General features: G+C 39.1%; 22 protein-coding genes. 17 read left to right on the top strand and 5 right to left on the bottom strand.

The genetic code is table 11. The features are described from left to right. Window positions 1-92 precede the first annotated feature (92 nt). Window positions 93-1,307, top strand: coding sequence for an MFS transporter (locus GPDM_RS01060; protein ID WP_158004625.1), 1,215 nt, complete (start codon window positions 93-95; stop codon window positions 1,305-1,307). 10 nt (window positions 1,308-1,317) lie between these two features. Here the strand turns inward: GPDM_RS01060 and GPDM_RS01065 are convergent, their stop codons facing one another. The 3 genes from GPDM_RS01065 to GPDM_RS01075 form a co-directional block, all read right to left on the bottom strand. Then, complete coding sequence (locus GPDM_RS01065; RefSeq protein WP_008428057.1) at window positions 1,318-1,869, bottom strand: winged helix-turn-helix domain-containing protein; 552 nt, start codon at window positions 1,867-1,869, stop codon at window positions 1,318-1,320. Window positions 1,870-1,982: 113 nt separating this feature from the next. Continuing rightward, on the bottom strand, window positions 1,983-2,606 hold the full coding sequence (locus GPDM_RS01070; RefSeq protein ID WP_008428059.1) for a VC0807 family protein: 624 nt from the start codon (window positions 2,604-2,606) through the stop codon (window positions 1,983-1,985). Beyond that, the gene (locus GPDM_RS01075; RefSeq protein WP_008428060.1) at window positions 2,603-3,349 is read right to left on the bottom strand and encodes a MerR family transcriptional regulator; all 747 of its coding nucleotides are present in this window, start codon (window positions 3,347-3,349) and stop codon (window positions 2,603-2,605) included. Before GPDM_RS01075 ends, GPDM_RS01070 begins: the two co-directional genes overlap by 4 nt. A 258-nt stretch (window positions 3,350-3,607) precedes the next feature. On the opposite strand from GPDM_RS01075, the gene GPDM_RS01080 reads away from it, so the two are divergent. From GPDM_RS01080 to GPDM_RS01140, 13 genes are all read left to right on the top strand, one after another. Further along, complete coding sequence (locus tag GPDM_RS01080) at window positions 3,608-3,775, top strand: hypothetical protein (protein ID WP_008428062.1); 168 nt, start codon at window positions 3,608-3,610, stop codon at window positions 3,773-3,775. A 591-nt stretch (window positions 3,776-4,366) separates the two neighbouring features. Continuing rightward, window positions 4,367-5,389, top strand: coding sequence for a sialic acid TRAP transporter substrate-binding protein SiaP (locus GPDM_RS01085; protein WP_008428065.1), 1,023 nt, complete (start codon window positions 4,367-4,369; stop codon window positions 5,387-5,389). Window positions 5,390-5,408: 19 nt separating this feature from the next. Beyond that, window positions 5,409-5,876, top strand: coding sequence for a TRAP transporter small permease (locus GPDM_RS01090; RefSeq protein WP_039862656.1), 468 nt, complete (start codon window positions 5,409-5,411; stop codon window positions 5,874-5,876). Next, window positions 5,877-7,157, top strand: coding sequence for a TRAP transporter large permease (locus tag GPDM_RS01095; protein WP_039862657.1), 1,281 nt, complete (start codon window positions 5,877-5,879; stop codon window positions 7,155-7,157). A gap of 19 nt (window positions 7,158-7,176) precedes the next feature. Then, complete coding sequence (locus GPDM_RS01100; RefSeq protein WP_008428066.1) at window positions 7,177-8,091, top strand: ROK family protein; 915 nt, start codon at window positions 7,177-7,179, stop codon at window positions 8,089-8,091. Continuing rightward, on the top strand, window positions 8,088-8,930 hold the full coding sequence (locus GPDM_RS01105; protein ID WP_008428068.1) for a MurR/RpiR family transcriptional regulator: 843 nt from the start codon (window positions 8,088-8,090) through the stop codon (window positions 8,928-8,930). The genes GPDM_RS01100 and GPDM_RS01105 overlap by 4 nt, the downstream gene beginning before the upstream one ends. A 45-nt stretch (window positions 8,931-8,975) precedes the next feature. Further along, window positions 8,976-9,665 carry an N-acetylmannosamine-6-phosphate 2-epimerase gene (locus tag GPDM_RS01110; RefSeq protein WP_008428071.1) on the top strand — a complete coding sequence of 230 codons (690 nt, stop codon included), beginning with the start codon at window positions 8,976-8,978 and terminating at the stop codon, window positions 9,663-9,665. 30 nt (window positions 9,666-9,695) lie between these two features. Further along, window positions 9,696-10,562 carry an N-acetylneuraminate lyase gene (locus GPDM_RS01115; RefSeq protein ID WP_008428073.1) on the top strand — a complete coding sequence of 289 codons (867 nt, stop codon included), beginning with the start codon at window positions 9,696-9,698 and terminating at the stop codon, window positions 10,560-10,562. A 187-nt stretch (window positions 10,563-10,749) separates the two neighbouring features. Further along, on the top strand, window positions 10,750-12,300 hold the full coding sequence (locus tag GPDM_RS01120) for a PTS transporter subunit EIIC (protein WP_008428075.1): 1,551 nt from the start codon (window positions 10,750-10,752) through the stop codon (window positions 12,298-12,300). A 155-nt stretch (window positions 12,301-12,455) separates the two neighbouring features. Then, on the top strand, window positions 12,456-13,376 hold the full coding sequence (locus GPDM_RS01125) for an ABC transporter ATP-binding protein (protein WP_008428078.1): 921 nt from the start codon (window positions 12,456-12,458) through the stop codon (window positions 13,374-13,376). Beyond that, window positions 13,369-14,325, top strand: coding sequence for an ABC transporter permease (locus tag GPDM_RS01130; RefSeq protein ID WP_008428080.1), 957 nt, complete (start codon window positions 13,369-13,371; stop codon window positions 14,323-14,325). The genes GPDM_RS01125 and GPDM_RS01130 overlap by 8 nt, the downstream gene beginning before the upstream one ends. A 22-nt stretch (window positions 14,326-14,347) precedes the next feature. Beyond that, window positions 14,348-14,773 (top strand): DUF4064 domain-containing protein, encoded by a 426-nt coding sequence (locus GPDM_RS01135; protein ID WP_008428082.1) that lies wholly within the window; start codon window positions 14,348-14,350, stop codon window positions 14,771-14,773. A 121-nt stretch (window positions 14,774-14,894) separates the two neighbouring features. Continuing rightward, on the top strand, window positions 14,895-15,479 hold the full coding sequence (locus GPDM_RS01140) for a DJ-1/PfpI family protein (protein ID WP_008428084.1): 585 nt from the start codon (window positions 14,895-14,897) through the stop codon (window positions 15,477-15,479). 75 nt (window positions 15,480-15,554) lie between these two features. Here the strand turns inward: GPDM_RS01140 and GPDM_RS01145 are convergent, their stop codons facing one another. Further along, window positions 15,555-17,948 carry a DUF4084 domain-containing protein gene (locus tag GPDM_RS01145; protein ID WP_237704113.1) on the bottom strand — a complete coding sequence of 798 codons (2,394 nt, stop codon included), beginning with the start codon at window positions 17,946-17,948 and terminating at the stop codon, window positions 15,555-15,557. A 287-nt stretch (window positions 17,949-18,235) separates the two neighbouring features. On the opposite strand from GPDM_RS01145, the gene GPDM_RS01150 reads away from it, so the two are divergent. Further along, window positions 18,236-18,487, top strand: coding sequence for a hypothetical protein (locus tag GPDM_RS01150; RefSeq protein WP_008428088.1), 252 nt, complete (start codon window positions 18,236-18,238; stop codon window positions 18,485-18,487). 121 nt (window positions 18,488-18,608) lie between these two features. Here the strand turns inward: GPDM_RS01150 and GPDM_RS01155 are convergent, their stop codons facing one another. After that, window positions 18,609-19,310 (bottom strand): GntR family transcriptional regulator, encoded by a 702-nt coding sequence (locus GPDM_RS01155; RefSeq protein WP_008428090.1) that lies wholly within the window; start codon window positions 19,308-19,310, stop codon window positions 18,609-18,611. A 168-nt stretch (window positions 19,311-19,478) separates the two neighbouring features. Between GPDM_RS01155 and GPDM_RS01160 the strand changes: the two genes are divergently transcribed. Both GPDM_RS01160 and bglA read left to right on the top strand, forming a co-directional pair. Further along, entirely contained in the window at window positions 19,479-21,374 is a 1,896-nt protein-coding gene (locus GPDM_RS01160; protein WP_008428092.1) for a beta-glucoside-specific PTS transporter subunit IIABC, read from the top strand. A 13-nt stretch (window positions 21,375-21,387) separates the two neighbouring features. Next, window positions 21,388-22,827 carry a 6-phospho-beta-glucosidase BglA gene (gene bglA, locus GPDM_RS01165; RefSeq protein ID WP_008428093.1) on the top strand — a complete coding sequence of 480 codons (1,440 nt, stop codon included), beginning with the start codon at window positions 21,388-21,390 and terminating at the stop codon, window positions 22,825-22,827. The last annotated feature ends 83 nt before the right edge of the window (window positions 22,828-22,910 follow it).

Below are 22,910 nucleotides of genomic sequence, written 5' to 3' on the forward strand. Positions count from 1 at the left end.
TCCTTTATTGACCAACTTTAAGCACTGTTGACAAAATAATATTTATCGTTAAAATATATTTTAACGATAAATATTATTTGGGTGGTGAAAGATTGTCGAAGAATAAAAATAGTCGACATCTCTTTTTAGGAAGACTCGTTTCAACCGCGGGGGATAGCTTGTATGAAATTGCGGTTATTTGGTATGTCTTTGAACTCACGCAACATGCGTTTTACACAGGACTAGCAGCCGCTATTGTCATGATCCCCAAATGCTTTAACTTTTTGCTAGGTCCCGTAATAGAAAGCATGAACAAAGTTAAAATACTCATCTATGCCCAATTTGTTCAGTTTTTTTTAATGCTCTTAATTCCTTTAGGGATTTGGCTAGGCTATGAATCGGTTTTTCTTGTGCTTGGGATCCTGTTTTGCATCTCATTTTTAGAGAATTTCCAAGGCACTGCTGAAATTGCGGTAGTCCCCAAAATCATGCCGAAAGAACATCGTGGAAAGTTCAACTCTTTGATCAGCAGTGCGCAACAACTCGTTGATATCTCGATGAAAGCCGTTTTTGCTGGGTTTATCTTAACGATTGGTGTGCAAAATATTTACTTGTTTAATGCATTTAGTTTTTTAATAGCCGCCATCTTTTTTAGTTTGTTGAAGATCAACTCGACTACAGGGGAGCAAGAACAAAGTATAAGAGACTGGAAGGCGTATAAAACCAGTTTAAAAAGCGGGTTTTCTTACTTTTTTAAATCGAAAATCGTTTTTATTTGTTTGCCGTTTTTAATCGCCAACTTTTCGTTTGGCATGACAGAAGCCATTCTCCCGGTTTACGCCCATGAAAGAGGAGGAGCTGAACAATATGGTGTTTTTATCCTCGCCATCACACTCGGCAACCTTACTGGATCTTTACTCGTAGTGAAAGTCATGAAGTTTCCGTTAGGCCAGTTAATGATGGCGTTGCCTTTGTTGTCATTTTTGTTGTGGTTTTCGTCGATTGTAATAAGCCACAATGGACTATCGACCCTCTTTTTAGGATTAACTTTTATCCCGTTTGGCATGATGAGTATTTTACTGATTACGTTTTTACAAACATCCATCGAAGAGCATTTGCTGGCAAGAGTATCGTCAATTATTGATAGTGTTTTAGTTTCTGCTATGCCGCTAGGTGCTTTACTTGGTGGGATTTTCGCACCTGTGATTGGTGTCGGGAACATGATGCTCGTAAGTTCAACAGGGTTACTGGCCATTGGCTTTTACTTTTTGTTCAATAAAAACATTCGGTCGTTGCCGAAAATTGAAGACATTCAACTGCAAGAATAGAAAAAAGCCATTAAGCTTTTTCAGGCTTACTGGCTTTTGCGTTGGTTTCATAGCTTAGGAGCGAAAATGTATAATCTGTGGTCTCTTCTGTAGGAGTACGGTTGGTGATGAGTTTTTTGATTTCCTCAGTTACTTTCAGCCATTCATCATGAGAAAGTGAGACCGTTGCTTCAGTGTACATGGCATGCGTTTCCTCTGCATTTTCTAAATCCGATTTCAGCAAATTCGCACCTTTGTTGAATGTCAAAAACATATGAGACAATAGCGCCGCTGAATGCGTACGGGCAAGTTCTCCTTCGATGTTCATAAACTCTTCGTTACTATTAAAAAACGGGCGAGACGTGTAATACTTTTCGATTAAATTGCCGATTTGCTTTTCTTCACTTACTTGAATAAGCCCTGTAGCCAACAGTTTTTGAATTGGATAATACAGTCGTGAAGGCTTGTCTTCTAATTCAGCCGCAATTTCTTTTACGGTCTTATCTACTGTTTGAATGGAATACAAAATCGCTTCTATTTTAGGATCGGATATCAATTTCATCAAATCAAAATTGCTCGTCATAACTTCACTCCTTTATCAATCATATAAATTAATTTTAACGGATTAAATTATTTTAACAATGGGTGATAAAGATAAGGAAATGAATTCGGCTATTTAAAGGGCGTATATACAAGCTATTCCTCAATTTTTTGTGGATTTGGAATGGTCACTTTCGAACCGATAAAGAAAAACCCAGCCAAGATGAATCCATAAAAAAGCCATCCACTGATTTTCATATAAAGTAACATTTCTCCGTATCCATCCACACCATTAGAATAAATGAGCCACGCCTTCAAAGAGCTTTGGAAAAAGCTACTCACCACAAATAGCCCTGTCAAAAGCTGAAACCATGCAAAGATATTTTTTTGAGAAAATAATGGATAAATAGTTTCTCGTGAATACCCTTGTAAAGAAACAAAGTCTGCCGCGAAGCGCAGAGCGAGCGGCTTTCGAATCACTATAGATACCAAGTAAATAACGCCGTACCCATAACCTAAATACACTTGATTCCACAGCATGCTTTCAGCATTTTTTGACAACAGATTAATCGCAGTACTTAGAAAAAGACCGAGTACGATAGAAAGTCCTGCAATATTAAACTGCCGTTCTTTCGCGAAACGATAAATTGTATAACAAAATCCAGGAACTGTTGAAAGTAACATAGCATAATAATCACCTAACGCATCTTTTCCGTAATTCCAAATAAAATAAGGAAGTGCCACATAAAAGATGATATCAAGAAGGATAGATTTCTTCATCGCTTTGATGCGCCACTTTCATAGTAATAACGCGTTGCTTGGTCGATAAAATTGATAATCTCTTGTTCAAATTGGAAAAATCGAAGATGAGGTTCTCTTTTCTTATTTAAGTCCCATACTTTTTGAGCAAGATCTAAATTTTCATCGTATGCTTTTTCAACCTTATCCATCCACCGCTTAGCTAATTTCTGACCTACAGGACTTTTAGGATCTTGATATAAATTACTGCGAACATCTTCAATAAGTTCAGTCCATTCGTTTTCGGCTTGTCGATTTTCTTCAGAAGTGGCGAACTTGTTTAAAATCCGCTGCTCGTCTTCGGAAAAATACGCTGTCCATAACTCTTGAAGAGGACTTTTGTCTGTGGGAAATGTAGTAAATGTCTCAAATACGTTTTCCCAATTAGTAAGTTCATTTGTTTCTAAAAGAACCAATAACGTATTAATAGAAGCTTCCATTTTACTTAATTGCTGTTGCTCTGTTTGAATCATTTTTTTACGCATACCTAAGACACTTTGAAGATCAAACTCGCGAGTTGAAAGAAGTTCCTGAATGGTTTCAAGAGAAAACCCAAGATCTTTAAGCAATAGGATGTGATGAAGCTTGGAAATATCTTTGTCTGTGTAATAGCGATGCCTTGCAGCATTTTTAGTAGTAGGTGGCAATAAGCTAATTTCATCGTAATACCTTAAGGCGCGTACTGAAGCATGACTAAGTTTAGCTAACTTTCCGATCGAATACATAAATTCCCTCCATTTCCTTTGAGTACCTAATTTCTATTATAAAACCTCTCGTTACGGAAGGTGCAAGAGATTTTGAAAATGCCAAAGCAACTTTTCACTGAAACCAATCCTCGCTCAAATCGTAAGAAGTAAAAAGGGGAGTAGCCATGAATTTTTTTGCATACACAAGCAATAGGTGTGCCTTATGGCCATTTTGCTTGTATTACTACTCGATAAAACAAGAAAAGTGAAAAAAGGTTAACGAAGGAGGCGAAGCTATTGTTTAACGAAAAACCAATATGCATTGTTTGTAAAAAGGAAATCGCAGACGGGGAAATCGTACATATGAAAATGCGTTATCCAAAAAAGAGAGGAATAACCGAGATCAAAGCTTATTTGAGAGACGAGGCTCAGTTTACTTGTGAGGCTTGTTTTGAAAACCAATAGCGAGAAACTCAAAGCAGTGAGGATTTTCCTTGCTGCTTTTCTTATATATATATTGATAACCTTAGACATGTTTTTTATCATCTACTCTAGCGCTGGCGCGTCCACGGGGTAGACGAAGCAAAAAGACAGGTGGTTTTCCTGGCTTTTTGCGGGAGTCATCCCCAAAGCGACCAGTGCGGTTTTATTGTCATACACACTTTGTAAACGGACTATATTTACAACTCCAACAGTGAGGGTTGCTCCTTACTGCTTTTTATTTTTCACATACACGTTGCCTTTGGATGTAGGTGCTCGACTCCTGCGGAAACAGTGCGGGCCGGCGCTACTGGACTGAGCAAAGCGAAGGAAGCAACAGAGGCCGTACCCGCGGAAAGCGAGCACCGGAATGCTAAGCAACTTTTTAAAACCTTGACTACCTATTATGACAACCAACAATCAAATAAAAATTACTGTTGACAGAAAACTCTCATAAAAGTATACTTACGTTAATTTAGTGAAAGTATATTGTCAAAAATAAATAAAAATTGAAAGTTAGCTTTCAATTTTTGTAAGCACTTTCATTAAAAAAAGGAAAAAAGGGGAGAAAAAATTATGACAAAACGTTGGTTATCAATAGGGGTATTGTTTTTAGCATTAGTAATTTTAGGCGCATGTTCAGCATCTAGTGAAGAAAGCAGCGGAGGAGATTCATCTGAGAAATTTGAGCTGAAATTCGGAATGGTCGCTGGAAACCAGCAGAACGAATACAAAGCAGCTGAAAAATTAGCAGAATACGTAGACAAAAAAAGTGACGGACGTTTAACAGTAAAATTATATCCAAACTCTCAATTGGGCGATGACCGCGCAATGCTAGAACAAGCAAGCGAAGGATCGTTGGATATCACATTAGCTGAAACGGGTCGTTTTGGAATTTGGGTACCACGTGCTTCTCTAATGGGCTTACCATACATTGTAGACAACTATGAACACATCACAAAAGTATTAAACGATACAGATTACGGTAAAGGCTTGAAAGAAGAATTAGAAGCAGAACACAACTGGGTTCTTGCAGGAAACGCATACAACGGTACACGTCAAACCACATCTAACCGTGCAATTGAATCATTAGAAGACATGGAAGGCTTGAAACTACGCGTTCCAGAAGCTCAAAACTTACTAGACTACGCGAACTATACGGGCGCATCTGCAACGCCAATGGCTTTCACTGAAGTTTACTTAGCATTGCAAACAAACGCTGTAGACGGACAAGAAAATCCATTATCTACAATCGATGCACAGAAATTTTATGAAGTACAAGATTACTTAGCCATCACAAATCACGTATTAAATGATGTTAACTATGTAGTAAGCAAACAAACAATGGATAAACTACCAGAAGATTTGCAAGAAATTTTACAAGCAGGTATCGAAGAAGCTGCAACTTACCACACATCGCTATTTGAAGAGCAGGAAGCAAGCTTAGTAGAAAAGTTTAAAGAAGAAGGCATGACGGTAACAGAACCAGACCTTGAAGAATTCAAAGCAGCGGTATCTGAAGCTTACCCATCTTACCTTGAAGAAATTGGTGAAGGCGCAGAAGACTACTTGAAAGAAATTCAAGGCGCAAACGATTAATTAGGAATCAGGTGAAATCATGAAAAAGTTTTTGGCAAATTTTGAAGAGATCGTAGGCGGGGTTCTTTTTATCATCATGTTAATTGTCTTGTCGATGCAGATTTTCTCCCGCCTTATTCTCGATCAGCCGTTAACATGGTCAGAAGCATTGGCGAAATTTATCTTTATCTATGTGGGTTACTTAGCGGTATCTATCGGGATAAAAGAAAATGGACATGTGTATATTGATTATTTTGTTGAAAAGATGCCAAAAGCGATCCGAAAAGTGTTGAATTATGTATTCCAGTTCGTCATTTTAATCGTTTTGTTGTTGATGGCGTACATTGGCTACGAAATGGCCTTGCGGAAGGTGCCTGTTGATATTGTGGCATTAGGAATTTCATATGTGTATATGTACAGTGCTCTTCCTCTTCTTTCGATATTGATGATTTATCGTCTTCTTGAGCGCAATTACCGAGAATGGCGCAATGCGAAGGAGGAGATATAAATGGAAGTCGGCATTATCTTTATCATTTGGTTGCTACTTCTGTTTTTAGGAATGCCTGTTGGGTTTACGCTAATCGTTGCGGCACTGGCTTACTTCGCGATGACGGATTGGAGCTTGGTTTTCTTCTCGGGAGCGAAGTTAATCGATAGTATCGACAGCTTTGCGCTACTCGCGGTTCCGTTTTTCATATTAACGGGGACTTTAATGAACTCTTCAGGTATTACAGAACGAATTTTTGCTTTTGCGAAATCATTGGTTGGCCACTATAGCGGTGGTCTTGGCCATGTAAATATTATGGCTTCTCTTATGTTTTCAGGAATGTCTGGCTCGGCTTTAGCCGATGCTGGGGGTCTCGGGCAATTAGAAATCAAATCGATGAGGGACGAAAAATACGATGACGATTATGCGGGTGGTTTAACCGCAGCTTCGGCGATTATCGGACCCATCATTCCACCGAGTATTCCGCTTATCATTTATGGTGTGATTTCAGATCAGTCCATCGCACGTTTGTTTTTAGCAGGTGTTTTACCGGGATTGTTGATGACATTTTCACTAATGGTTGTGGCTTATATTTGGGCGAAAAAGCGTGGCTATGCAAAAGCGCCAAAGGCTTCGATAAAAACACGACTTTATCATTTCAAACGTGCATTTTGGGCATTGTTAACACCGATTATTATCATCGGCGGAATTTTCTCTGGATTTTTTACGCCAACTGAAGCGGCAATTGTTGCTACGCTTTACGCGATGTTCTTAGGCTTCTTTGTTTACAGAGAACTTAACTTTAAATTGTTGTTTACGAATGTTGTGGAATCGATGAAGTTAACCGGTGTTGCGGTATTAATGATTATGGGTGTCGAGTTTTTCGGCCAAATGATTGCACATGAACAAGTTGCAATTAAAGTAGCAGATTTCTTCTTGAATGTGACAGACAACCCGATTGTTTTATTGTTACTCATGAACCTATTGCTTATTTTCCTAGGCATGTTTGTTGAATCGCTAGCGTTATTGATTTTATTGGTACCGATTTTGGTGCCGGTTGTACTTGTAGCAGGAGTAGATCCTGTGCACTTTGGTATAATTGTTATTCTAAACCTAATGATTGGGATATTAACTCCGCCGATGGGTATGGCCTTGTTTGTGGTGTCCCGAGTCGGGAACATACCAGTGGCAACATTAACGCGAGGTGTTATTCCGTTTATCATTCCACTCGTAGTTTGTTTGTTACTAATTACATTCTTCCCACAGATTGCTCTATTCTTACCAAATCTATTATTACCTTAAACGAAAGAAGGAATCTCACATGTTACTAGCTGTATTCGATATTGGAGGAACAAATATTAAATACGGTGTAGGGGATTCCGAAGGGTATTTAGTTGTTGAGAAAGTGACTCCAACAAAAGCAGCTGAAGGTGGAACAAAACTAGTTGAAAAGATTAAAAGGCTGACAAGAGAGCTTCAAAAAGAATGGCCCATAAGAGGTGTTGCTATTAGTACAGCAGGATCGATTGACTCAACAGTTGGAAAAGTGATTTATGCGACAGAAACCATACCTGGTTATAGTGGGATGAACGTTAAACAAATACTTGAGACAGAACTTCAACTTCCGGTAGAACTTGAAAATGATGTGCATTGCGGTGCACTTGGGGAACTTTCAATAGACGTTTCTTCAGATGCTCATACGCTATTATTTTTAACTATTGGAACAGGAATTGGTGGGTCACTTGCAATAGAGGGGCAAATCCATAAAGGTGCTACTCATCTAGCTGGAGCCATTGGTCATATGAATCTCTACCCTAACGGCAGAGTTTGTTCGTGCGGTCAAAAAGGGTGTTTTGAGCAATATGCATCTGCTAGCCGGCTAGAACAACAAATCCGAGAAGTAAACCCACAACAACAACTACCTGCATTTATGGAAAAAGTTACACATGGCGACAATGCGTCTGTCATACTATTTCATAAATGGTTAAACGATTTGGCGCTCGGCTTACAATCCTTGATCTACATTTGGAATCCTGACTCAGTTATTATTGGGGGCGGGATTTCAGCTCAAGGAAAGTGGCTAGAGCAAGAAATCGAGAAGGCTGTTTTCAAAAATTTGTTAGATCCCTTCAAAGAAAAGCTCACCATTCGTTTAGCGAAGAATGGAAATCGCTCGAATTTGTTAGGGGCTATTAAAAACTATAAACTCCAACAAGTGAGGCGAGATGTGAAATGAAAACACAAACCAAGTTGGTCGGTGTTAAACCGACATTGTTGATGGCACAGATGAAAGCAGATTTCACAAAGTCAGATACAAAAGTATACGAATATATAGTAGAGAATAAGGATCAAGTTCTTTATCACTCTTTAACAGAAATGGCAGAAGCATGCGATGTTGCTGAGGCGACTCTTTTACGTTTCTTTAGAAAGCTAGACTATAAGGGCTTCCAAGACTTTAAGTTTATGCTGGCTCAAGAAATTTCATCGACGGTTCCAGATACTACCGAAGATACGTATATCGATAAAGTTAAAAACAATGTTATTCAAGTGATTTCTGATACTTCTGATGTAGTGAGCGAAGAACTGTTAGATCAAGCCATTATGAAAATAGCTGAAGCTGAAGATGTTGTCATTTTTGGAATAGGCTCTTCCGGCATCGCCGCCTTAGATATGCAAAATCGATTGATGCGAATAGGCAAAAATGCAAGTGTCATTACAGATTCGCATTTTCAAATGATGCGAGCTGCTTCAATGACCAAAAATACAGTCGTCATCGCAGTGAGTTTAACGGGGAGCACAAAAGATATTGTAGACGCAGTAAGTGCATCCAAAGCTAGTGGCGCAACGGTTATCGCTTTAACTAGCTATACAAAATCCCCTTTGACAAAATTTGCTGATTTAGTCTTATTATCCTCATCTAAAGAAAGCCCACTAGATAGTGGATCATTAGTTTCAAAAATATCGCAGCTGTTTTTAATTGATTTAATATGTACAGGTTTAGCGATGAAAAATGTAAAAGAAGCAAAAGCAGTACAATTAAAAATCTCAGAAAACACCTCAAGTAAACTTTATTAATCGTGCACGAAGGGTTAAATCATTGAACATTAGGGAGTAGTCGTTATGGATAAACAGTCATTACTAGCAAAACTAAAGGGTGGGCTGGTTGTCTCGTGTCAGGCATTAGATGACGAACCGCTACATAGTTCGTATATTATGTCGAGACTGGCAGTTGCAGCCCAACAAGGTGGAGCTGTAGGCATTCGAGCGAATAGCTGCAAAGATATTAGTGCCATAAAAGAACTCGTCGACTTGCCAGTTATTGGTATTGTGAAGCGCGATTACGAGGATAGCAAAGTATTTATCACAGCGACGTTAAAAGAAGTTGAAGAAGTGGTGAAATCGGGAGCAGAAATCGTCGCCCTCGATGCCACAAATCAGCTGAGACCAAACGGAAAAAGCTTAGATGAATTTTACGCAGAAATCCGACATGCGTTTCCAGAAGTATTGTTAATGGCGGACATTTCAACGTTCGACGAAGGCGTAAAAGCAAGCAAGCTTGGGTTTGATTTAGTTGCAACAACACTTTCAGGTTACACAGAATACACGAAAAACACAGTGCTTCCAAATACCGAGTTGATTAAATCTCTTTGTGAAGCGATTGACACGCCTGTAATGGCAGAAGGCGGCTATTGGCGTCCAGAAGAATTAGAACAAGCCATGGCTTATGGCGCTCATGGATGTATTGTAGGATCGGCGATTACCCGACCAAGAGAAATCACCAAACGGTTTGTCTCAAGTATGAACAAATAAAACACACTATGGTAAAGGGAGCGGTATTTGATGAAAGGTTTGTTTACAGCGCTAATGGTTTCTTACGATAAAGACGGAGAAATCAACGAAAAAGGATTACGCGAAATTATTCGATACAATTTAGATGTGACAAAAGTAGATGGCTTATACGTAAACGGCAGTACAGGGGAAAACTTCATGATTTCTACTGACGAAAAGAAAGAAATTTTTCGCATTGTAAAAGACGAAGTAAAAGACCAAGTCCAGTTAATCGCACAAGTAGGTTCAGTTAACTTGAAAGAATCACTTGAACTAGCTAAATACGCAACTGATTTAGGCTATGATGCACTTTCTGCAGTTACACCGTTTTACTATAAATTTGACTTTGAAGAAATCAAAAACTACTACAACACCATCATCAATTCAGTAGACAATAAGATGATCATTTATTCAATTCCGTTCTTAACAGGTGTCAATATTAGCATTGATCAATTTGCTGAACTCTTTGAAAATGAAAAAATCATTGGTGTGAAGTTCACGGCAGGTGACTTCTATCTATTAGAACGCATGAGAAAAACCTTCCCGGATAAATTACTTTATGCCGGATTTGATGAAATGCTTCTATCTGCAGCTGTTCTTGGAGTGGACGGTGCGATTGGTAGTACATTTAACGTTAACGGACAACGCGCACGTGAAATTTACGAGCTAGCAAACAAAGGCGAAATTGCCAAAGCACGTGAAATCCAGCACGAAACAAATGATTTTATCACGGAACTACTAAATAATGGTCTTTACCAAACATTGAAAGAAATCTTGAAAGAAAAAGGCGTCGACGCAGGCTATTGCCGTCAGCCAATGAAAGAACTTACGGAAGAAAAAGTAGAAGTTGCGAAGAAAATGGCAGCGAAATACTTTTAAGAATTTCAACCAGTAGGCACAACTATCAGCTCTTTAAGTAAGCACTAAAAACCTTGAAAAGAGCGTCTCTTTAATTTTTTGGATGAAAATGAGATCGATGAAATCCTTAAAAGACTGGAGACACTCTTTTTTCTTTATGAAAAAATCATCAATTTAGTTGTTAAAGATGAGTAGGGAGGTACAGAAGTTGAAGAATTTATTTGGAAAAGCACAGCAGTTTGGGAAGTCATTTATGTTGCCAATTGCAATATTGCCCGCAGCAGGTTTGCTACTTGGGATTGGTGGCTCGCTATCAAACCCTAATACGGTAAGTACATATCCATTTTTAGATATCGCATTTCTACAAGCAATATTCACAATTATGAGTAGTGCAGGTAGTATCATTTTTGCTAACTTGCCTGTTATTTTCGCCGTTGGAATTGCGATTGGTTTGGCACGATCAGACAAAGGGACTGCAGGTCTTGCTGCATTAATTGGATATCTCGTGATGAACGCGTCAATCAACGGTATTTTGATCATCAATGATGACTTGGCGTCAGAAGCGTTATCGGGTGTAGGACAAGGTATGGCACTCGGAATTCAAACGCTTGAAATGGGTGTATTTGGAGGAATCATGGTCGGGATTATGACCGGATTGCTGCATAACCGCTACAATAAAATTGAGCTGCCGCAGTATTTAGGATTCTTTGGGGGGTCTCGTTTTATTCCGATCGTCACGGCTTTCTCAGCAATTCTATTAGGAACGGCGATGTATTTTATTTGGCCGCTATTCCAACACTTAATTACACAAGCGGGCGGTTTAGTTAACGCAACTGGTGTAATTGGTACATTTATCTACGGTTTTATCCTTCGGATGCTTGGACCTTTTGGTTTGCACCATATATTCTATTTGCCATTTTGGCAAACGGGAATCGGTGGTTCACTCGAAATTGGCGGGCAGTTGGTTCAAGGAACACAGAATATTTTCTTTGCTCAGTTGAGTGATCCAACAACTACTCATTTCTATGAAGGTACTTCACGCTTTATGTCAGGTCGTTTTATTACGATGATGTTTGGTTTACTTGGTGCGGCATTAGCAATCTACCATACGTCGAAACCTGAAAATCGTAAAATTGTAGGCGGACTTATGCTATCTGCAGCATTAACGTCATTTTTAACGGGAATTACTGAACCTCTTGAATTCTCTTTCTTATTTATTGCGCCAGCTTTGTATTTAGTTCATGCGATTTTTGATGGACTTGCATTTATGATGGCCGACATTTTCAATATCACCATTGGACAAACATTCTCCGGAGGGTTTATCGACTTTATCTTGTTTGGTATTTTACAAGGTAATGAGAAGACAAATTGGATGTATGTTATTCCAATCGGAATTGCTTGGTTCTTCATGTATTATTTCGTATTCAAATTCTTGATAGTGAAATTTAACTTTAAAACTCCAGGACGTGAAGATGAAAAAATGGACGATTCTGCAGTTGTGAGTGATTCAAGTGATTCACAAACTAGTCGTCCATATACGATCATCGCAGCATTTGGAGGACAAGGGAATATAGTTGACCTTGACAACTGTGCAACTCGACTGCGTGTAACGGTTAAGGCTCCTGAACTTGTAAAGAAAAATGCTTTTCCTGCAACTGGTAGTAAAGGAGTCATTATGAATGGTACCGGTGTACAAGTCGTATATGGACCTCAAGTATCAGTGATTAAGAATGAAATAGAAGAAATACTTGAACAATAAAAGTAAATATCGCATAAAAAGAAATCTGTCGATGAACGCAATCGGCAGATTTTTTTATTAAAATTTTGATATTATAGCTCATTTCCCATTTAAAGGAACTATTTGCCTTCCTATTCGTAAAGGTAGGTGGAAAGATAATTTATGGGGGCGAGTGTATGTCTAAACCAGCAATGCAATTGGTGAAGTTAAAAAAGACGATTGGGAAAAAACCGATTATTAAAGGACTCGATTTTGAGATTCAAGCAGGCGAAGTGTTCGGATTTTTAGGGCCGAACGGAGCGGGCAAGACGACTACAATCCGAATGATGGTGGGCTTGATCGACATTACAGAAGGTGATGTGCTGATCGAAGGAAAAAGCATCAAAACGGATTTCAAAAATGCGATTCAACATGTAGGCGCAATCGTTGAAAATCCGGAGATGTATCCATTTTTAAGCGGCTGGAAAAACTTGCAGCAATACGCGCGCATGGTAGAGGGTGTGACAGAAGCGCGCATGAACGAAGTGGTTTCACTTGTCGGTTTAGGCAACGCCATTCACGAAAAAGCAGGACGCTATTCACTCGGTATGCGTCAGCGTCTCGGGATTGCGCAAGCATTGTTGCACCGACCGTCCATCTTAATACTAGATGAACCAACAAACGGACTGGATCCATCAGGTATTCGAGAAATTCGCAAATACATACGCAATTTAGCGGAAAAAGAAAATGTCGCAGTGATTGTTTCGAGTCATTTGCTATCGGAAATCGAATTAATGTGTGACCGGATCGGCATCATTAAAAATGGCGAATTGGTTGCCATTGAAAACGTACAGAGCGTCGAAACGGAAGAATCGCTTCAAGAAGTTTATATCGAAGCAGAACCGTTAGCTCCTGCTAAAACGTATTTAGAAACGCAATTAGCAAACAAAATCGGCGTGACTGCGAAAGAACTGTCGCTGTCAGTTAAACGTGAAGAAATTCCAGCCATTTTGAAAAAATTAGTCGAACAAGGGATCAGCATTTATGGCGTTCGTGTGCTGCAAGCGACACTCGAAGATAAATTCTTTGACTTGATTGGAGAGAATACCATTGAGTAATTTCATGAACTTAATCTGGAACGAACAAATAAAATTATATGCCCAAAAATCAACGTGGGTGATGTTTATTGTCATACTCGCAATTGCCATTGGCGGTGGATTTTTAACCAAGTTTATGGGGGAAGAAGCCGACTTTAAGGAATACGGCGACAACTGGCAAACAGAACTTCAAGAAGAAAATGCGCAGCTTATTGCCGATATGGAAAAGGATGAATTTAAAGAATTCACCAATCCACCAATCATTGCAGAAAACAACTATCATTTAGAAAACAATATTAAACCGAAACCTTATGATGGATGGGAGTATGTATTAGAAAACAGTTTCCTGTCATCACTGATTAGCTTGTTCACCATTGTGGTGGCAGCGGGTATTATTTCAAATGAGTTTAAATGGGGTACAATTAAGTTATTATTAATTCGCCCGATTTCAAGAACGAAGATTTTATTCTCTAAATATGCATCGGTATTGATTTTTGCACTTACTTTGCTAATCTTCTTATTAGTGACTTCATGGATTGTGGGAGCTATTTTGTTTGGCTTGAATGGCTTGAACCCATCGATCATTCAGCATCAATCAGAAGACTTTGTGCAAAACGGTGTATTTGGTGAAATTGTGGAAGCATACGGATTGAGTCTAGTAACGCTTGTGATGATGGCAACTTTTGCCTTCATGATTTCTGCGATTTTCAGAAGCAGTGGAATGGCAATTGGCTTGGCAATTTTCTTAATGATGGCAGGCAATGCGATTGTCGCGTTCTTGGCACAATATGAATGGTCGAAATATATTTTGTTTGCCAACACCAACTTAAAACAGTATATGGACGGCGGCGTGCTAATGAATGAAAGCATGACCTTAACGTTTTCAGTGGTTGTGTTACTCGTTTACTTTATCGTATTCTTAGGTGCAGCATGGACCGCATTTACAAAACGCGACATCGCAGGACAATAAACAAAAATTGAGGAGGAAGAGTATGAAAAGAACAGCAGAAATGGTATTAGCAATTATCGGAGCATTGGGTTATGCATTCACCGCAGCAATTGGTGGCATGATGATTTGGCTTCAAAACAACAGAGGGGTCATGGAAGAGTCATTTAACGAAATGGCTACAGAAAATCCGGATATGGGCATGGGCGATTTTGAGGAAATGTTAGATATGCTAGGCACAGGAGGATGGTTTCTCACGGTTGCTTCAGTAGTAGCTATCATTTTAGGAATTGTCGCGATGGTCTTGCTTAAAGGCAATAAAAAACCGGTAGTGGCAGGAATCATCTTTATCGCCACAGCGGTGATTGTTGCATTTGTAAGTGGCGGAGCCGGTATTTTAGCAGGAATTTTCTACCTGATTGCTGGTATTATGGCGCTTGTACGCAAGCCTAAGACCGTAATTGAGGGATAGATTAATATGAAAATGACCCGAAATATACGATTGTATATTTCGGGTCATTTTTTTACTTTTACAAAGTCATTTGTAGAAAAATAACTATCCTATACAATCTAGTATAAAAGAGAGGTGCTCTATGACAAAGATATTATTACTCTTAGCCAATGGATTTGAAGCTTCTGAAGCAAGTGTGTTTACGGATGTAATGGGATGGAACAAGTGGGAAGGCGACGGCTCTACAGAATTGGTGACTGTCGGAAAGCACCCCCAATTGCAATGTACGTGGAACTTTCAAGTGATTCCTGAGCAGCAGCTAAGTGACATTTCATTAGAAGAATTTGATGCTTTAGCGATTCCTGGCGGTTTTGAAGAAGCAGGATTTTATGAAGATGCATTTAGCACAGATTTTCAAGAAGTAGTTCGTTATTTTGATGTACATAAAAAACCGATTGCTTCAATTTGTGTTGCTGCATTGATGGTGGCACATAGCGGAGTTTTAAAAAATAAAAGAGCGACCACTTACGATCACCCGACAAGCAAGAGGCGCGATCAATTAAAACAATACGGTATTCATGTGGTGGACCAGCGAATTGTTTGTGAGAATCACATTATTACTTCTGCAAATCCTGGAACGGCATTTGATGTGGCTTTTAAACTGCTTGAAATGGTCACGTCGAAGGAGAACAAGGACAAAGTAAAAGAATTGATGGGATTTGTATGATGAGGCGTTAAACCATAAATAACCCCAGCAGCCTTTTGTAGGTTGCTGGGGTTATTTGCATTAAAATAGCGATTGTTAGTGAATTGGATTTTTACTGGCAAGTTCTTTCGACAAGAGCTGAGAAAAATGATCGGTAGTGAGCGGTTTGCTAAACAGATAACCTTGGATTTCATCGCAACCAAGCTCTTTTAATAAGGCTAGTTGCTCTTCGGTTTCTACACCCTCTGCAATGACAGACATATTGAGTTTATGACCGATCAACACCATCGCTTCGACAAGTGCTTCATCATGAGGGTTAATCGCCATGTCGCGCACAAACGACTGAGCAATTTTTAAATTAGTAAGCGGGAATTTTTTCAAGTAGCTTAATGAACAATAACCCGTGCCAAAATCATCAATAGCAAGGTTTACACCAAGGTCTTTTAACGCTTGCATGCGCAACAAAGCTAAATCAATATCATCGACTGCCACGTTTTCTGTAATTTCTAACTCTAGCGAAGATGCTGGAAAGCCAGTCTGATCTAATGCGCGCTTTACCATATCCAATAAGTCATCATCCAAAAATTGAAGAGGGGACAAGTTTACCGCCAACTTCAAGTGATGACCTTTATCGTGCCATAGTTTGGCTTGTTCGCAAGCTGTGTTGAGAACCCATTCACCTAATGGCAGGATTAACCGAGTTTCTTCTGCCAATGGGATAAAGTGGGCAGGAGAAATGATTTCATCTTCTGCTGTTTGCCAGCGGACCAATGCCTCCATTCCCGTAATTTCTCTTGTATGAGCATTAAATTGTGGCTGATAATGCAAAAGGAATTCTTCGTTGGCAAGGGCACGACGCAGCTCGTTTTCCAAAGCGATTTTTCGCGATACGACGGATGCCATATCGTCCGAGAAAAATTGGTAGTTGTTTTTGCCTTTTGCCTTCGCACTATACATGGCGCTATCGGCGTGTTTCAATAATTCGCTTGTCGATTTCCCATTATCGGGATAAATCGCGATTCCGATACTCATAGAGACGTGCAGTTCTTGATCCTTAATGGATAAGGCATGTTGAAAAGCAGCTTGTATTCGGTGAATGGTCGGCGTAATGTCTGCTTCATCTTGTATGTTATTAAGAATAAGTGTGAATTCATCGCCACCTTGACGTGAAATCGTATCAACAGAACGCAGGTTTTCTGAAATTTTTCGTGAAAAATCTTGAAGCAGCAAATCACCAAACTCATGACCGAACGTATCGTTAATGTTTTTAAATCGATCTAAATCAATAAACACCACAGCAAGTTTTTTACCACTCTCATCAGCAGTAGCGATAGAAGACTCTAAATTTTTGAGGAATAGTCTTCGGTTAGGTAAGCCAGTCAATTCATCGTGATAAGCGATATGCTCAACTTGGTGAATGACTTCTTCTAATTGTTGGTTTTTAGAAGTTACTTCTACCGTGCGTTGTGCAATTTTTTGCTCCAGCTCAGAAGTTAGTTGGTCATAATTGAATAACAATCTTCGGTTATCACGCAACGTGAAAATCTGTCTAGTCACGATTAAGGCCGTCGCTACAAAAGCCCCGACAATTAACCCCCTCGTGTGATTGCTTTCTTCAGCAATAATAATGATGAATAAGATGAGTAAACTAAAGTAGGGTAACAACATACGAACCGAAATTCGATCCGTTATTTGCATAAAACTCTTAGTTGAACCTGACTTTTTAATCGGATCTAGCGAATACAAACCTGAAAATGCCACGAGTAATAGACTTAGTGACCACAAGGGATTGTAGAAACTTTCTGCGCTGTAAGTATTTGCAACTGTGGAATACAAGTAAGCCGTATCGGCAAAAACTTGGAAAAACAATCCGGCTATAATTAAAATCAGTACACGAGGTGACAGCGTATAAGAATAACCGATATATAAACTAACGGCACCGAACAGAAGGAGTAAATCTCCTACGGGATAACCAATGGATACAACGAACAACAGCGGGGAAGCAGTTGCATCTGGAAGTAGAAACTGAATTAAAAAGTGCCAGCTAAGAGCAGTAGACACAGCAATGATGATCATCATATCAAAGATGAATTTAATTTGATAAGCGTTTTCTTTTTTCTGCATCAAGTGATAAACAAACGCTGCTAAATAAAAAAAGATTTGAAGAAAGTAAAACGGGTCTGGCCAACCAGGGTAACTAGGCTCTACAAGCGAAATATTATAACTATATACCCAAATTCCTTCAGCAATTACATAGCTTAAACAGCCGAGAGCAAGCAATAGCCAAAAAAGACGCTGCCTGTCCACCGACTTCCGGTAAACAATAAACAAAGTCACAAAAGCTACGATTGGTGCCAACCATGAAATGAGGTTTTCCACTAGGACAAATGTGCTGGGACTTGTTCTACTCAAAAAAATCCAAGAGTAGTAGATGGAGATGTGTAGGAATATGTATAAACCGAACCAGTGAATTGTACGGAAGTTAGCGATGTTCTTTACCTCTTTTCAAGAAGTAGGATCGTTTCCTACCAAATTATTGGGATAGCGTGATTCTTATGTCTCCCATTATAAGACTTTTTTTAGGATAAGAGAATAGTTTTTAACCAAAATATGGTATTTAAAAGTAAAAAATATTCATTTTTTTAGAGTTTGATAATTTTTTTGTGCAAAGTAAGTTTTCCTTTTAGGAAGATAGAGAATTTCGTTTTCTAATAATATAATACGTGAATAATTCCATTATTCACTCTATATGTTAAGGTGATAAAAGGAGGGATAACATGAAAAGAAAAACGGCAGTAGCGATAGGTTTTGCACTAATAGTTTCTATTATTTTAAGTTTTACTATAGGAATGACATTTGGAAAAGGGCAGAATACAGGTGTCCCTAATGAGAAACATCGGTATGAGTTTATTTCGGCAAATGAAAATAACCTCATTATCTTTGATAAAAAAACAGGCGAGTATTGGAATAAGTTTATCCCATCGAATGAAGGACCTATGGATTGGGAAAAAGGCGATTCACCTATATAAAGTCAAGATAAATAGTGGGAGAATCATCATTCCAATCAGCTCTAAAGCTATAATCGTATGATAAAAAGTAAACGACAAAAAAAAAACTCGCTCTCTTAAAAGAGGGCGAGTTTTTTGCATCTTATAAAACAGCTTGGAGAAAAAACTGTGACTGCACATAGTTATAAGTAAGTTTTGAAAAATCGAATGGCTGACCATTTGTTAAGTGGAAAACAGACTCAACTTCAAGTTTAGGATCATCTTTCTTTAACCCTAAATACTCCGCTTCTTCCGCATTTAGCTTGTCGACATGCAGGTAAGTATCGGCAAATCCAATGTTTAATCCTAACCCCTCAGTAATATAGTTGAAAATAGATTCCGTAATAATTTCTTTGTTCAAATAAGTGACAATGGATTTATTAAAATAGGATTCCTCAATACAAAGTGTTTGTCCATGGATAAACCGAATTCTTTTTACATAGTACACATCATCTTCAAGACTAATATTCAAGTTTACTGCTGCTTCTTTTGTCGGTTTTCGTATATCCAGCGTAATGACATCTGAAGTGATTTGGAACTCTTCCAAGTTTTTTTTAAACCCTTGGTTTGAAGTTAAGCTAATATAGCCTTGGCGTTTATGTCTTCTGACAAAAATTCCACTTCCTCTTACTTGAAAGACCACTCCCTTTTTCTCAAGTAAATCTAAAGCTTTTGTAACCGTACTTTTACTCACGTCAAACTGAGTCATTAAATCTTGCAAGATTGGCAGTTTATCGCCTTGTTGCAGTTTCTGCTCTTCTATGTAATTTTCCAGTTCGTCTGCGATGTGCTGATATTTTAACATATGCATACCTCTTTACTTTAATGTCTGAAAAGATAACTAGATTATAGCATAAAATAAATGGTGACTCCTCTAATTAAATTTACAATGGATAATTATTTTGTTTGGTACTTGATTAATTAGACCGGTACAATTAAGATAATAGAGTATTCAAATAAAGGGGTGAAACAAATGGGAGCAAAAATCAGAGATTATTCAAAGCTAGCAAAAGACATACTGGAAGCTGTGGGTGGGGAAGAGAATATCGTAAATGCTACTCGCTGTGCGACCAGGCTACGGATTGTTTTAAAACGTTCCAAACCAGAAGCTAAAGCAATGGTGTCGGAAATGACGGGTGTTATTACGGTTGTGGAAAACAGCGGACAATTTCAAGTGGTTATCGGTCAGCATGTTGGCGAAGTGTTTGAGGAATTTTCAAATTTGATAAAGCTCGACTCATCCGAAACAGTTAGCGACAACAAAGGAACCGTTTTAAATCGGATCATCGCCACCATGTCAGCTGTCTTTGCACCATTTGTTTATATTTTAGCGGCAGCTGGTATTTTACAAGGAACATTGATTTTAATTAACTTATTTTTTCCTAGTTTTGCGGAAACAGGGACTTATGAAGTTTTTAGTTTTATTTCGTGGGCGCCGTTTACTTTTCTACCTATTTTCATCGCGATTACTGCCTCGAATCATTTTAAGTCCAACCCTTATATTGCCGTTGCGGCTATTGCAGCGTTAGTCAGTCCGACTTGGGCAGCGATGGCTAGCAGAATTGCAGAAGGAGAAACCATTTCGTTCTTTGGAATGGCGTTAACCCAGACGGTTTACACATCTTCTGTATTGCCACCGTTATTTCTAGTATGGATTTTGTCTTACTTGGAACGATTTTTAAACAAGCGCATACACGAGGTTATTCGTCCTCTATTTGTTCCGTTTATAAGCTTAGTTATTATGGTTCCACTGACAATCTTACTAATTGGTCCTCTGTCTACGATAGGCGCCAACGGAATCGCAAATGGCTACAATTTCCTAGCGGAAAATGCACCGGCTTTGGCTGGGGCAGTCATCGGTGGGTTCTGGCAAGTACTCGTCATCTTCGGTATTCATTGGGGCGTCACACCCATGGTTATCGCGAATTTTGATTTGTATGGCCGGGATTCATTCCAGGCATATCAAACGATTGCCGTTATCGCACAAATTGGCGCTGTATTAGGGGTTATCATTAAAACGAAAAACAAAGAAACGAAGAAAATGGGCGTTTCAGCGGGTGTCACGGGGATATTTGGGATTACTGAACCAGCCATATACGGAATTACGCTGAAATTTAAGAAGCCGTTTATTTTTGGGAGTATTGCAGGAGCTGTCGGTGCGATAACGGCCAGTTTCTTTAATCCTTATTACTTTGCTTTTGCAGGTTTGCCAGGACCTTTAACCGTCGTAAATGGCATCGGTTCTGAATCACCCTCATCGATTTGGGGAATATTAATTGGTTGTGCAATCGCGATTATTCTTCCTATCGTTTTGATCCAAATTTTTGGATTTGGTGAGAATGTAGTAGAAAAAGAAGGTCTTATAGATTCTACGAAAAAACAACCTGAACCGGGTGTGGAAACAATCAACTTAAACGAAGAGTCGATTCATGCGCCGCTAAGGGGACAAGTCATTCCTCTTTCCGAAGTCTCAGACAAGGTGTTTAGTTCGGGTGCTATGGGGCATGGTGTGGCAATAGAACCTTTAGATAACCAATTGTATGCGCCGTTTGATGGCACAGTAGTGATGATTGCATTGACAAAACATGCAATCGGATTGCGATCGAATTCAGGTGTAGAACTGTTAGTTCATATTGGTTTGGATACGGTCATGTTGAATGGAGAGCCTTTTACTTTGCATGTAGAAGACGGAGCAAGCATTAAAAAAGGCGATTTGCTAATGACGTTTGACCGGGAATTTATCCAAAACGAAGGCATCAAAATAACAACACCGTTAATCATTACCAATACGCAATCTTATAAAGAAGTCATTATCGAAAACATTTTGGATGGCATCGTAGGAGACAAATTACTAACAGTTGTTAAATAAGGAGAGAGATCAAATGGAGAAATTACCAAACGATTTTTTATGGGGCGGCGCGTTAGCTGCGCATCAATTTGAAGGTGGATGGGACCAAGGCGGAAAAGGTCCGAGCGTTGTGGATGTGATGACGGCCGGGGCACATGGAGTCGCAAGACAAATCACTGCAACAATCGAAAGAGACAAGTTTTATCCGAATCACGAAGCGATTGATTTTTATAGCAAGTATAAGGAAGATATAGCGTTGTTTGCTGAAATGGGGTTAACGTGTTTACGGACTTCGATTGCATGGAGCCGAATTTTCCCGAAAGGCGACGAAACAGAGCCGAACGAAGAAGGATTGAATTTCTATGACAATTTATTTGATGAATTGTTAAAGAACGGTATAGAGCCGGTAATTACGCTTTCGCACTTTGAAATGCCGCTGCATTTAGCAAGAGAATATGGTGGATTTAGAAGCCGCAAAGTCGTAGATTATTTTGTGAAGTTCGCGGAAGTTTGTTTTGCCCGATATCAGGACAAAGTGAAATACTGGATGACATTCAACGAGATCAACAATAAAATGGATGTCCATAATCCCATCTTTTTATGGACAAACTCAGGTGTAGTGATTACAGAAGGGGAGAATGCAAAAGAAGTGATGTACCAAGCGGGACATCACGAACTAATCGCAAGTGCATTGGCTGTAGCTAAAGGAAAAGCGATTAACCCTGATTTTAAAATTGGCGCGATGGTGTCTCATGTGCCGGTTTATCCGTATTCTTCAAATCCAGCAGACGTCATGTTAGCAGAAGAAGAAATGAGGCAGCGCTATTTCTTCCCTGATGTACATGTACGAGGCTACTACCCGAATTACGTATTAAAAGAATTCGAACGAGAAGGCTATAATATCCAGATGGAACCGGGCGATGATGAAATATTAAAGAACGGCAAAGTTGATTATTTAGGATTTAGTTATTACATGTCGACGACTGTAAAGAGTGATGTCCAAAACGATAATCTTGGCAATATTGTCAACGGTGGATTGCCGAATGGCGTCGAAAATCCTTATATCCAATCGAGTGATTGGGGATGGTCAATTGATCCTACCGGTTTACGGTATACGTTGAATCGACTTTACGATCGTTACCAAATTCCATTGTTTATCGTTGAAAATGGCTTTGGTGCCATTGATACGATAGAAGAAGATGGTGACATTCATGACACGCAACGAATCGATTATTTGAAATCCCATATCGAAGCGTTGAAAAAAGCGGTTTTATATGACGGTGTTGACTTGATGGGTTATACACCGTGGGGAATTATTGATATCGTGTCCTTCACAACAGGTGAAATGAAAAAACGCTATGGCATGATTTATGTCGACCGTGATAACGAAGGAAATGGCACTATGAAACGGTTTAAAAAAGATTCGTTTGACTGGTATAAAACAGTGATTCGCACGAATGGCGATCAACTATAAAGAACGTCGAAAAGTGAAGATGAATATAAAAAATCCTTTCGTCTGGTTTGTCATCGCAAATACAATGAAAGGATTTTTATTAA

This window comes from Planococcus donghaensis MPA1U2, assembly GCF_000189395.1.
Classification (GTDB): Bacteria; Bacillota; Bacilli; order Bacillales_A; family Planococcaceae; genus Planococcus; species Planococcus donghaensis_B.